Source organism: Herpetosiphon sp., assembly GCF_003512625.1.
GTDB lineage: Bacteria > Chloroflexota > Chloroflexia > Chloroflexales > Herpetosiphonaceae > Herpetosiphon > Herpetosiphon aurantiacus.
In genome coordinates this window covers 53,539-65,226 of record NZ_DOPT01000107.1, presented here as the reverse complement: position 1 = coordinate 65,226, position 11,688 = coordinate 53,539, and the positions used below count along the sequence as shown (strand labels likewise).

Here is an 11,688-nt window from a genome sequence, read left to right as displayed (position 1 = left end):
GGTTGCATGCACTCAGTCAACGTGGCCTGAATGTGCTGATGCTCGCCGATAATCAGCCCGTGGCGGAAACTGCCTTGAATATTGGCGGTAATTTGGCTCGGCTAGCCCATGCGCGAGCTACCGTGGTTGCGCGTGATGGCAGCGAAGCAAGTTTGCGTGCCCGTATTCAAGCGGTGCGCGAACAACTTGGGGCAGGCTTGCCGCATCTCCAAACCCGTTTATCGACGGCTAGCTTAATTGAAACTGTGCGCAAAGAAACTGAACACGAGCCATGCGATATTGTTGTGCTCGGCACTGAGGCACGCAACGCCGAGCGCGATGCAACTCAGCTGTTGAGCGTGGCTCAACAACATGTATTGCTCGTGCCACCAAGCGCTAAACCCTGTAACAAAGCCTTAATTTGCGTTAGCGATGGCGAGCCGAGCAAAGAAGATGTGGCCTTTGCTGGGCGTTTGTTAGGGTCGGTTGGGGCCAGTGCCACTCTCGTATCAGTCGCCAGCCACAGCAACGACATTGAACGCCTAGAGCGCTTTTTACAAACCAGCGCGGCAAGCTTACGCCGCCATGAAGTTGTGACCGAAACCAAAGTGCTGGTCGGCAATGTAGCCCAAACCATCAACGCCGAGATCAAACGCGGGGGCTATGATCTGGTGATTGTGGGTGCGCCACTCGGAGCCTACAGCAGCAATTACGACCTTGGCAGCGTGGTTGGCCCGTTGTTGAGCCAAATCAGCGTGCCAGTGTTAATTATTCGTTCTAGTTATCTTCAGCCAATGCCTGAACGGCTGGCTTTGAATGTTTTGGAGACAGTGGCATGAAACGCTTGCATTTCAGTTTATTAAGCTTGTTATTGGTCGGATTATTGGCTGCTTGTGGCGAGGCCAGCCAAACTACCACCAGCAATGCCACGGTTACCACCATCACCTTGGGCGCGTACACCACGCCACGCGAAGCCTATGCCAAGTTGATTCCGCTGTTTCAAGCCAAATGGAAGGCCGATACTGGCGGTGAAGTCAAATTTGAAGAATCATATCAAGGTTCAGGTGCGCAATCACGGGCAATCGTTGAAGGCTTCGAGGCTGATATCGCGGCGCTTTCGCTCGAAGCTGATATTAATCGGATCACCGATGCAGGCCTGATCACTCACGATTGGAAAGCTGGCACGCATTCGGGCATGGTTAGTACCTCAATTGTGGTGTTTGCGGTACGCGAAGGCAATCCCAAAGGTATTCAAGATTGGGCTGATTTAGCCAAGCCTGGAGTACAAATTTTGACTCCCGATCCACGCACCAGCGGCGGCGCACAATGGAATATTTTAGCGTTGTATGGGGCCGCCAAACGTGGTCAGATTACAGGCGTACCCGCCAACGACGAAGCAGCAGCCCAAGCCTTTTTAGCGAGTGTGCTTAAAAATGTCGTGGTGTTTGATAAGGGTGCGCGTGAAAGTATCACCAACTTTGAAAAAGGCGTTGGCGATGTGGCAATCACCTATGAAAATGAAATTTTGGTTGGCCAAAAAGGCGGCCAAACCTATCAAATGGTCATCCCAACTTCCACGATTTTGATCGAAAACCCAATTGCCCTAATCGATAAATCAGTTGAAAAACATGGCAATCGTCAAGCAGTCGAAGCTTTTATTAACTTCTTGCATAGCCGTGAAGCCCAAGAAGTCTTTGCTGAATTTGGCTTACGCTCGGTCGATGCCGATGTTGCCAAAGCCACTGCTGAGCGCTATCCCGCCATCAACGATTTGTTTACAATCAACGAATTTGGTGGTTGGAGCAAAGCCACGCCTGAATACTTTGGCGATGACGGTGTCTATGCCAAAGTGCTAGCGCAGGTACAACAATGACGACTCAAACAATTGAACGCACGGCCCCACGTTTACCGTGGGGCCGTTGGAGTATCCGTGGCGCTGCCTTAACCTATTTGGCAGTGTTTTTGGTATTGCCGTTAATTGTAGTCGTCGTCGATGGATTGGGCGCTGGCGTTGAATCGATCGTCAGCGTGGTTAGCTCGCCAATTGCCCGCCACGCAATTTGGTTGACGATTTGGACTGGCCTCGTGATGTCGTTGATCAATGCAGTAATGGGCTTATTGACAGCATTCGTTTTGGTGCGTTATGAGTTTCCGGGCAAAACCTTATTGAATGCAGTCGTTGATTTGCCGTTTGCTATCCCCACCTTGGTCACGGGCGTGATGCTGGTGATTTTGTATGGGCCACAAGCGGCAATCGGCGGCTGGCTCAATCAACAGTTGGGTTGGCAAGTGATTTTTGCGCCCTCTGGCATCATTTTGGCCTTGCTGTTTACCTCATTTCCATTCGTGGTGCGCTCGGTTCAGCCAGTCTTGATCAACCTTGATCGTTCGAGCGAAGAGGCAGCGGCAACGCTTGGCGCACCTGCTTGGCAAATTTTTTGGCGCGTGACTCTGCCAGCCTTGTTGCCAGCCTTGGTTTCGGGCACATTGCTGAGTTTTGCGCGAGCCATTGGCGAATTTGGTGCGATTGTCGTGGTTGCTGGCAATATTCCGCTGCGCTCACAAACTGCCGCTGTCTATGTTTATGGCGAGATTGAATCGGGCAGCCAACGCGATGCTAGCGCGATGTCGTTGGTGATGTTGGCAATTGCGCTTGGCACGATGAGCTTGGTCGATTGGCTCAGTCGGCGGCGGGAGGTGCAAGCATGAATTGGCGCAAATGGCTGTTGATCAGCATTGTCGTAGGCTACATGGGCATTTTGATCATCGCCCCGCTGGGTGCAATTGTGTTTGGTGCGTTTCGCGAAGGCGCTCCGGCAGTGCTAGAGGCCTTGCAACATCCCCATGTGTTACGCTCATTTGGCCTAACCTTGATCATCTGTTTGGTAGTAGTGTCAATTCATGGCATCTTTGGCACGCTAGTGGCTTGGGTACTGGTGCGTCATCAATTTGTCGGAAAAGCCTTGGTTAATCGATTGCTCGATTTGCCATTCGCTATGTCGCCAGTGATCGTTGGTTTCACCTTAATTGTGCTGTTTGGGCGTAATGGTGTGCTCAAGCCACTAACCGAGGCGCTTGATTGGCAAATTGCCTTTGCTTTGCCTGGAATGATTTTGGCGACCTTGTTTGTAACCTTGCCGTTTATGGTGCGCGAGTTGATGCCTGTGCTTGAGGCATTTGGGCGCAAACAGGAAGAGGCTGCTGCAACCTTGGGTGCCAGTGGCTGGCAAACCTTCCGCTTAGTCACATTTCCAGCCTTGCGTTGGGCTTTTTTATATGGTTTAGGCCTGACCTGTGCCCGCGCCTTGGGCGAATTTGGGGCGGTGCTGGTGATCAGCGGTGGAATTCAAGGACGCACCGAAACTGCCACGGTCTACATCTTTCGGGCGCTCGATGATCGCCAATATGCCGGAGCTTATAGTGCAGCCTTGCTACTAGGGGCAATTTCATTAGTCTTAGTATTAGTCATCGATGTGTTTCATCGGCGTTCACAAAAGAGTATAGAGCAACGCTAGGGATTAGAGGTCAGGGATGAGGGGCCAGGTGTAATGGTTTATAACGTTAACAACGCCCAGCATGCCCTCACCCCCAGCCCCTCTCACACGGCGGCGGGCGAGGGGCGCACTCCCGAAGCGATTCCCCCTCGCCTGCTGGGCGGGCGAGGGGGCTAGGGGGTGAGGGAACAATAGATTGTCAATCTGATGAACCATTAATCTATGTTCTATGTTCTTTACCGAACCGTCATAACTTCAACATCAAACACCAAATCGGCGTTAGCTGGAATCGTCCCCTGACCTTGCTCGCCATAAGCCAAGGCCGAAGGAATAATCAAGCGGCGCTTGCCACCTTGCTTGATGCCAACCAAACCTTCATTCCAGCCAGTGATAACCATGGCTCCGCCAACACCTTCGACCGCATATGGCTGACCACCAACATTTGAATCGAATTGTGAGCCATCGGATTTAAGGTAGCCAGTGTAAAAAACCTCAGCGGTTGAGCCAGCCGTCACCTCAGGGCCACTCCCCACCACAATATCCACATAGCGCAAGCCGCTGGCAGTTTGCTTCACTTCTAAACCATTGGGCAGCGCTGGAATAACTGCCGAAACATCTGAAATATCTACGCCAGTGGTGGCTGAGGTTGGAACAGCAGTCGGGTTTTCGGGGCGAGCAATCTCGCCACAGCCAATTAATGTTACCGCAACCAACATTGAAAGAAGAATACGCTTCACGGAACGCCCTTTCATCACAAATTGAAACCAAACGCCGCTATTATACCTTGCTTCACAGATTCATCAGCTTTACATCATTCTCAATGTGTTGGCAATCTTCTAGGATAGGGCGTGGAACAATCTGTGCATGGTTGACGTTATATTGATACGCAAACACAAAGGGGGTTCCCAATGGAACGATTGTCAGACAAAATTTCAGCCGCTTTATTCGTTGTGATGCTTCTGTCGATACCCTTTTTATATGCAATTGTCAGCGGCAGTTAAACGCACTGTCGCCAAATATTAATCTCGCTCAGCACATGAGTCGTGTATAATGCGGCGAAGGAGATTAGGTATGGCACAACCAACTGAGATTGTTCACCTGCTACGCCCCTTCGGGCGGCGCTTACGCCTTGCCGATACATTGCAATGGCTGAGTCGTACATTTTGGCTACCGGCGCTTGGCTTTGCCTTAATCCAAGGTGCTGGTCGGCTCTTCCCAATTCCTAACTGGACATTGTGGTCGTTAGTGCCCTTCGCGGTTTGGCTCGTTGCCTTACTGGTCGTCGCGTTGCGCCCCCAATCGAGCAACCGCATCGCCCAACGCAGCGATCTCGAGCTCGATTTGCGCGAACGGCTCTCGACTGCACTCGAATTGCACAAACGCGATGATCGCGGGCCACTCGACGATGTTCAATATAATGATGCGCTTGAGAAAGCCCGCAACGCCAATGCCAAGGATATTCGGGTTGCACCACCACGCAAACATCGCTTGTGGTGGGGTTTGGCAACAATGTTCCTTGTGCTGGGCATTACTTCGGCGGTATTGCCGAATGCCCAAAGCAATGTTTTGGCTGAACGCGAAGCGGTCAAAACCGATCTCGAACGAATCGCCGACCGTATCGACCAAACCCGCGAAGAAATTGCCAAAGACGAAACGCTTTCACCCGAAGAACGCGTCGAATTGGATCGCCAATTGGCTGAGTTATCCAAAGATTTGCGCGAAAATACAGGCTCACGCGAAGATGCTTTGGCGAAAATCTCGCGCACCGAGCAACAATTGCAAAAGCGCTTGGATTCACGCGCTAGCGCTCGTCAGGCTTCGTTGCAAGAATTGGCCCAAGCTTTGAAAAACCAACGTGGAGCCAGTCAAGAGCAACGCCCTGAAGCCAGCGATGCCGCCAAAGAGTTGGAACAAGCAGCCCAAGATGCTGAAAAGATGACTCCTGAGCAGCGTGAGCAATTGGCGAATGCGCTTGAGCAACAAGCCAACCAAACTGCGGCAACGAATCCTGAATTGGCTCAATCGTTGCGCGATGCTGCTAGCGCTTTACGCAACGGCAATCTTGCCGATGCTCGCTCAGCCTTGCAACGAGCCAGCAACCAAGCCAGCCAAAGCGCTGAGCAATTGCAAGATCAACAAGGCGTTGAGCAGGCTTTGAGCGAAGTGCAAAATAGCCGTGACCAAGCGGCCCAAGCTGGTCAACAAGGCCAACAAAATCAACAAGCTGGTCAACAAGGTCAGCAGGGTCAGCAGGGTCAGCAGGGTCAGCAGGGTCAGCAGGGTCAGCAAGGCCAGCAAGGTCAGCAAGGTCAGCAAGGCCAAGGTCAAGGTCAGGGTCAAGGCCAAGGTCAAGGCCAAGGTCAGGGCCAGGGTCAAGGTCAGGGCAATGGTGCTGGCGGCGGCGGTGGCAGCCAATCCAACAATCTTGGCTCAGGCAACAGCAATGGCAGTGGCAATGGCACAGGCCGCAACGATCGCGACTTCCCTGGCACTGGCAACGATAAAGGCCTTGTCTACCAACCATGGAAACCAGGCGCTGCCAATGACCCAAGTAGTGTGAGTGGCCAGCCCAATGGCAGCGGTAACGCGCCCAGCCAACCGAGCGGCAGCACTGGCCCAGGCATCGCCAATGGCTCACAAGTGCCCTATAATCAAGCTGGCTCGGACTACCAAGAATCGGCAGGGCGGGCGGTGGATAGCGGATACATCCCACCACAATTGAAAAACTTTATCCGCGACTACTTTAACCAATTGGAACAGTAAGAGGATTCTATGTTTCTAGCCCTTGAGTTAGTGTTTCTTAGCCTCCTCGCAGGCGGTATGTGGACACTGTTGGTCGCAACGCGACGTTTCAACATCAGCCAACGTGCAATGACGATTTCGTTTGCTGTTACTGCGCTCGGCTGGATGGGCTTTTTGCTCACCACAATTGCTTTGCTCGTTTATGCCACGACACAACTCACGTAGCGAAGAGCAAGAGTTTTAGGTTCAAGGCTATAGGTTCTTGCTTGAATCAGGTATGATTCAGAGACCTATAGCCTTTTGTTGATAAGGAGTTTGGATGCAATACACTGAACGCGATGCTGAAATGTTCCGGCGCACTGCTGCTGCCATTGAGGCTGAAATTGGCAAGGTGATTGTCGGGCAACGCGCCTTGATCCGCCAAACATTAATTACCTTGATCGCTGGTGGTAATGCGTTGCTTGAAGGTGTGCCAGGTTTGGCCAAAACAACCTTGATTCGCACGCTTTCCGAAGCGGTCGATTGCCAATTTAGCCGAATTCAGTTTACCCCCGACTTGATGCCTGCTGATATCATCGGCACAACGATTATCGCCGAAGATGAGCAAGGTCAAAAAGAGTTTCGCTTCCAACGTGGGCCGATTTTCTCCAACTTGGTGCTAGCCGATGAAATTAACCGTGCTACACCCAAAACCCAATCGGCGCTACTCGAAGCCATGCAAGAACATACGGTCAGTGTTGCCCGCACCAGTTACAAGCTCGAAGAGCCATTCTTTGTGCTAGCAACCCAAAACCCGCTTGAAATGGAAGGCACCTATCCATTACCTGAAGCACAACTCGACCGTTTCTTCTTCAAAATCAATGTGCCGTTTCCATCACCGCAAGAGTTAGTAGAAATTGCGCAACGCACCACAGGAACTGATCAAGCGAAGCCACAAAAGGTGATTAATGGCGCTACCTTGATTCAGTTGCAACAGATGGCGCGTTCGGTGCCAGTGGCGACCCACGTCTTGAGCTATGCTGCGCGAATTATCAGCGCAACGCACCCTGATAGCCCACTTGCCCCCGAGCAAGTTAAGCGCTATGTGAGCTATGGCTCCAGCCCTCGTGGGATGCAGGCTTTGATTTTGGCAGGCAAAATTGCGGCCTTACTCGATGGCCGCACCAACGTCGCCTTCCGCGATTTGCGCGAAATGGCCACGCCAACCCTGCGCCACCGAATTATCTTGTCGTTTGAGGGTCAAGCTGAGGGAGTTAACAGCGAAAGTATTGTCAATAGCATTTTGGAATCAATTAAGGAAGAAGCATGACCCGCCGTATTGCCCTAATCGTGTTAGCCCTTGCTCTGGCCAGTTGCGGTAGCTACGCATCCGATAGTAGCCGCCAAGTCAGCATTCGTCCAACGATTGTGCCATCAACCCCAGCTCCGCCAGCAACCCAAGATCCGTTGGGCATTGCCAGCGAATTTATTCCGTTAGCAAAACCAGCTCAAATTCCGGCTGACGATCAACGCTCAATGGGCGATCCTAACGCGCCTGTAACAATTGTTGAATATAGCGATTTCCAATGCCCCTTCTGCCAACGCCATCATGTGTCGGTTTTCCCTGAACTGAAGGCCAAATATATTGATACGGGCATGGTTCGTTACGTATTCCGCAACTATATCGCTGTGGAAAGCCATACGTCTGCACCAGCCGCCGGAGTTGCCAGCTTCTGCGCTATGGATCAAAACAAGTTCTGGGAAATGTACGACATGTTGTTTGTACGGGCCAGCGAATGGGGCGTTGATCCCAATCTCGCGCCAACCGTGATGCTCAAGTATGCCGAAGAATTGGATTTAGATACGGCAGCCTTTGCCAAATGCCAAGCCGACCCAGAAGTTTTGGCCAAAGTCAATGCTGAAACTGCTGAAGCCGTGGCCGCCCAAGCAACTGGCACGCCAGCCTTCTTTATCGGCAACTACATCATTCCTGGGGCTTACCCACTCGCAGGTTTCGATGCCGCAATTGCCTTGGCAAACCAAAATCAATAATCGTTGGTTGAGTGTGGAGATGTTGCAATGAGCGAACAAGCAGCGCTATTTGAACCACAATTCTTAAAACAATTGGATCGTTTGGCGCTGCTGACGCGCCGCAATATTGCTGGCCAGATGCAGGGCGAACGCCGTTCGCCCCGCCGTGGCTCATCGGTTGAATATGCCGACTTCAAGCCCTACACGCCTGGCGATGATTTTCGCCAGATCGACTGGAATTTATATGCGCGTTTGGAGAAATTCTTTCTCAAGCTGTTTGTAGCCGAAGAAGAAATTACCCTGCACCTGCTGATCGATACCAGTGCTTCGATGGATTGGGGCGAGCCAAACAAGTTGCGCTATGCCGCTCAGGCAGCGGGCGCGTTAGGCTATATCGCCTTAGCCAGCCTTGATCGGGCGCAAGTCACCAGTTTTGGCGGTGGCAACGAGCAGCGGATTCCGGCAGGGCGTGGGCGGGCAGGCGTGCCGCCATTATTCAATTTGCTGAATCGACTCAAAGGCAACGGCAATACTAGTTTGTTGCAAGCCAGCCGCCGCTATATTCAAACGGCGCGGGTAGCTGGGCCATTGTTGTTATGCAGCGATTTGCTCACGCCCGATTGGGAAGAAGCCTTGCGCACGCTTGGCCGCCGCCCATTTGAAATTACCGTGCTGCATGTGCTCTCGCCTGATGAGCTGAACCCGCCATTCGAGGGCGATTTGAAATTGCTCGATGTTGAGGGTGGCGAATCGCTCGATGTCAGCGCTGATCTCGATTTATTGCAGCGTTATGTTGAACGTTTGCAGGCATGGCGCGAAGAAGTTGAGCATTTTTGTACAACTCGTGGCATCAACTATATTTTTGTTGATACCAGCTTGCCTTTGGAATCATTGCTGGTTTCAGTGCTACGCGAACGGCAAATTGTTCGTTAAATTATATATTTCAGCTTGAAAGTTATTCGATGCAACCAACTGAATTAAATTATCAACTTAATTTTAACGATTATCAGGAAGCTAATTTATCAATCTTTAAGCATATACCAAAATATCAAGAAGCACTTAATTTAAATCGCTATTATGTGCTATTACTCTATGTTTTAGGTATAGGTATGTTAGCATTTTTCGTTGCTGCATTGTTTCAATTCGATCGACTATCAGTATGGTTGATTGTATTCGGCTTAATCTTAATTGGAATTTGGGTAATTTATACCAATCGCGACATGCGCGAATTCACTTTAGATTATTTCAAAAAAAGTTATCAGCTTGAAAAAGCCAATTTTGAATCGCCAGTCAGATTAACAGTTTATCCGACCTATGTGCAGCAAATAAACGCATTTTCGAGTGTTGAATTTAAATGGCTCTTTATTCAGGCTATTTTAGATGAGGCCGAACATATTATTTTGGTTACTCACAACAATCGAGTAGTTGTTATACCCAAGCGAGCATTTAAATCGCCAGCCGATCAGCAGATAGCGTTGCAACAATTCGCCCAATATCATGCTGACGCACAGCTAGCAGAGTGAGTAGATTGTATGGGATTTATTGCACCATTAATGTTTATCGCAGGCGGCACGGTTCTCGCAGGAATTGTGGCCATGTACATCTTGCGCCTCCGCCGCGAGGAACGCACGGTTTCGTCAACCTTTTTATGGAATCAATTGGTTCGCGATGTTGAGGCCAACGCGCCGTGGCAACGCCTCCGCCATAATTGGTTGCTCTGGCTGCAATTGCTCATTGCCCTGCTTTTGGCGTTTGCACTGGCCCGACCGTTCAGTCCAACCGTTGGGGTTAGTGGGCAAAATCTCATTGTAATTATCGATCGCTCGGCTTCGATGGGCGCAACCGATGTTGCCGCCAATCGGCTTGAGGCCGCTAAAGCTGAAGCAATTCGCTTGGTCGATCAGTTGCCCGATGGCGCACGCGCCACAATTATGGCAATTGGCGGCGAGCTTGATGTGCCGGCTGCTGCCACCACTGATCGCCGTGAAATTCGCGATGCAATCGAAGGCATTGAATTGCGCTTGGGCGGCGGCTCGGATATGTCGCAAGCCTTGAGTTTGGCTGGGGCATTGGCGGCTCGCGAAGAAGAGTCGGAAGTGGCAATTTTGACCGATGGTCAGGTAACCGTGCCAATGAGCGCCACCTTGCCCGCCAAAATTCGCTATTTCCCAGTTGGCACGAGCAACAACAATCAAGCGATCGCGGCAATTGCCTTGAACGAACTAGCGCCAGGCACGTTGACCTTTTTTGCCCGCGTTACCAACGAAGGCCAAGAGCGGGTTACACGGCGTTTGTTGGTAAACCTCGATGGCACCTTGTTCAATGCCTATGATCTCGAAATTTTGCCGGGCCAAGATCAAACCGTCAATATCGATGTGCCAGCCACCGCCACCACGGTTGAGGCACGACTTGATGGGAGTGATAGCCTGCCCAGCGACGATGTGGCTTGGGCAATTCGCCCATCAAGCGATGCAATTCCGGTGCGTTTTGTCACGCCAGGCAATCGTTTTCTGGCTACAGCCTTGGGATTGATGCCACGGGTACAAGTTTCCGCCTATCTGACTGAAACTGCCACCTTTACTGATACAGCCTTGTTGACGGTACTCGATGCCAGTTTACCAGAGCCATTACCCGCTGGTAATTTGCTGTTTATCGCGCCCTATCGCTCAACCGAATATTTCTCAGTGACTGGAAGTTTGGATCGACCAGTGCCCCGCCCAGCGCCAACCGATGATCCATTGTTGCGCAATGTTGAGCTTGGCGAAGTCAATATTTTGAAATCGGCACGGATCGAAAATGCCCCTTGGGCGCATACGGTGATCGATAGTGCGGCTGGCCCGTTGCTAATTGCAGGCGAAGTTGATGGGCGACGAATTGCAGTGCTCGGCTTCGACACCCATGATTCCGATTTGCCGTTGAATATTTCATTTCCCTTGTTGATTGCCAATTTGGTGGGCTATTTAGCACCTGGCACTGGTGGCGATTCAGCGATTTTGCCGCCTGATCAAGAATTAGCCTTTGCAGTAACCAATGATATTAGCGGCGTGCGCTTGATTCAGCCCGATGGCGAAACCCACGAAGCCACGCCAAACAATGGCTTGATTAGTTTTGATGGCAGTTTGATGAACCAAGCTGGCATTTACAGCGTCGAATTGCTACGCGATGGCGTGGTCAGTAAAACCCAGCGCTACGTGGTCAATGCCTATCGCGAAAGCGAAGCCAAAATCACCCCAGTTCAGGTGCTCGATGTTGCCCAAATTGGTGGTGGTCAAGTTGGCTCAAGTGAAACCACCCAAGCCAAAGCAGGCCGTGAAGAGTGGTGGCGTTGGTTAGCTTTGGCCGCATTAATTTTTGTGTTGATCGAATGGGTTTTTGCTCAACGCAGCGCCTTCACACGGCTCAAACTGTGGTGGAATGCGCGGCGCAGCGCGGCATAAAGAATTCCCTCACCCCCAACCCCTCT

Annotated in this window: 12 protein-coding genes; 11 read left to right on the top strand and 1 reads right to left on the bottom strand. The window is 51.3% G+C overall.

Features of this window, described 5'->3' with window-relative positions:
- From DEF47_RS24555 to DEF47_RS24540, 4 genes are all read left to right on the top strand, one after another.
- Positions 1–818 (top strand): universal stress protein (locus DEF47_RS24555; protein WP_287045377.1); only part of this gene is annotated, 818 nt, incomplete at its 5' end.
- Complete coding sequence (locus tag DEF47_RS24550; protein ID WP_012187819.1) at positions 815–1,852, top strand: sulfate ABC transporter substrate-binding protein; 1,038 nt, start codon at positions 815–817, stop codon at positions 1,850–1,852. The genes DEF47_RS24555 and DEF47_RS24550, both read left to right, overlap by 4 nt.
- Positions 1,849–2,688, top strand: coding sequence for a sulfate ABC transporter permease subunit CysT (gene cysT / locus DEF47_RS24545; RefSeq protein ID WP_012187818.1), 840 nt, complete (start codon positions 1,849–1,851; stop codon positions 2,686–2,688). The genes DEF47_RS24550 and cysT overlap by 4 nt, the downstream gene beginning before the upstream one ends.
- Complete coding sequence (locus DEF47_RS24540) at positions 2,685–3,494, top strand: sulfate ABC transporter permease (RefSeq protein ID WP_012187817.1); 810 nt, start codon at positions 2,685–2,687, stop codon at positions 3,492–3,494. Before cysT ends, DEF47_RS24540 begins: the two co-directional genes overlap by 4 nt.
- 215 nt (positions 3,495–3,709) lie before the next feature.
- Here the strand turns inward: DEF47_RS24540 and DEF47_RS24535 are convergent, their stop codons facing one another.
- Positions 3,710–4,210, bottom strand: coding sequence for an FKBP-type peptidyl-prolyl cis-trans isomerase (locus tag DEF47_RS24535; protein ID WP_012187816.1), 501 nt, complete (start codon positions 4,208–4,210; stop codon positions 3,710–3,712).
- Positions 4,211–4,544: 334 nt separating this feature from the next.
- On the opposite strand from DEF47_RS24535, the gene DEF47_RS24530 reads away from it, so the two are divergent.
- The 7 genes from DEF47_RS24530 (at position 4,545) to DEF47_RS24500 (ending at position 11,662) form a co-directional block, all read left to right on the top strand.
- Positions 4,545–6,236 (top strand): DUF8809 domain-containing protein, encoded by a 1,692-nt coding sequence (locus DEF47_RS24530; protein ID WP_012187815.1) that lies wholly within the window; start codon positions 4,545–4,547, stop codon positions 6,234–6,236.
- A gap of 9 nt (positions 6,237–6,245) precedes the next feature.
- Complete coding sequence (locus DEF47_RS24525) at positions 6,246–6,440, top strand: hypothetical protein (RefSeq protein ID WP_041303822.1); 195 nt, start codon at positions 6,246–6,248, stop codon at positions 6,438–6,440.
- Between the two features lie 94 nt (positions 6,441–6,534).
- On the top strand, positions 6,535–7,524 hold the full coding sequence (locus DEF47_RS24520) for an AAA family ATPase (protein ID WP_012187814.1): 990 nt from the start codon (positions 6,535–6,537) through the stop codon (positions 7,522–7,524).
- Positions 7,521–8,246 (top strand): DsbA family protein, encoded by a 726-nt coding sequence (locus DEF47_RS24515; protein WP_012187813.1) that lies wholly within the window; start codon positions 7,521–7,523, stop codon positions 8,244–8,246. The genes DEF47_RS24520 and DEF47_RS24515 overlap by 4 nt, the downstream gene beginning before the upstream one ends.
- Before the next feature lie 27 nt (positions 8,247–8,273).
- The gene (locus DEF47_RS24510) at positions 8,274–9,158 is read left to right on the top strand and encodes a DUF58 domain-containing protein (protein ID WP_012187812.1); all 885 of its coding nucleotides are present in this window, start codon (positions 8,274–8,276) and stop codon (positions 9,156–9,158) included.
- Between the two features lie 29 nt (positions 9,159–9,187).
- The gene (locus DEF47_RS24505; RefSeq protein ID WP_012187811.1) at positions 9,188–9,748 is read left to right on the top strand and encodes a YcxB family protein; all 561 of its coding nucleotides are present in this window, start codon (positions 9,188–9,190) and stop codon (positions 9,746–9,748) included.
- Between the two features lie 9 nt (positions 9,749–9,757).
- Positions 9,758–11,662: a VWA domain-containing protein gene (locus DEF47_RS24500; protein WP_012187810.1), complete on the top strand. Its 1,905-nt coding sequence runs from the start codon at positions 9,758–9,760 to the stop codon at positions 11,660–11,662.
- Positions 11,663–11,688 lie beyond the last annotated feature (26 nt).

Bases quoted from the DNA above. Each gene is read 5' to 3' on its own strand.
- DEF47_RS24550 (WP_012187819.1), top strand. From the start codon at position 815: ATGAAACGCTTGCATTTCAGTTTATTAAGCTTGTTATTGGTCGGATTA.
- cysT (WP_012187818.1), top strand. From the start codon at position 1,849: ATGACGACTCAAACAATTGAACGCACGGCCCCACGTTTACCGTGGGGC.
- DEF47_RS24540 (WP_012187817.1), top strand. From the start codon at position 2,685: ATGAATTGGCGCAAATGGCTGTTGATCAGCATTGTCGTAGGCTACATG.
- DEF47_RS24530 (WP_012187815.1), top strand. From the start codon at position 4,545: ATGGCACAACCAACTGAGATTGTTCACCTGCTACGCCCCTTCGGGCGG.
- DEF47_RS24525 (WP_041303822.1), top strand. From the start codon at position 6,246: ATGTTTCTAGCCCTTGAGTTAGTGTTTCTTAGCCTCCTCGCAGGCGGT.
- DEF47_RS24520 (WP_012187814.1), top strand. From the start codon at position 6,535: ATGCAATACACTGAACGCGATGCTGAAATGTTCCGGCGCACTGCTGCT.
- DEF47_RS24515 (WP_012187813.1), top strand. From the start codon at position 7,521: ATGACCCGCCGTATTGCCCTAATCGTGTTAGCCCTTGCTCTGGCCAGT.
- DEF47_RS24510 (WP_012187812.1), top strand. From the start codon at position 8,274: ATGAGCGAACAAGCAGCGCTATTTGAACCACAATTCTTAAAACAATTG.
- DEF47_RS24505 (WP_012187811.1), top strand. From the start codon at position 9,188: ATGCAACCAACTGAATTAAATTATCAACTTAATTTTAACGATTATCAG.
- DEF47_RS24500 (WP_012187810.1), top strand. From the start codon at position 9,758: ATGGGATTTATTGCACCATTAATGTTTATCGCAGGCGGCACGGTTCTC.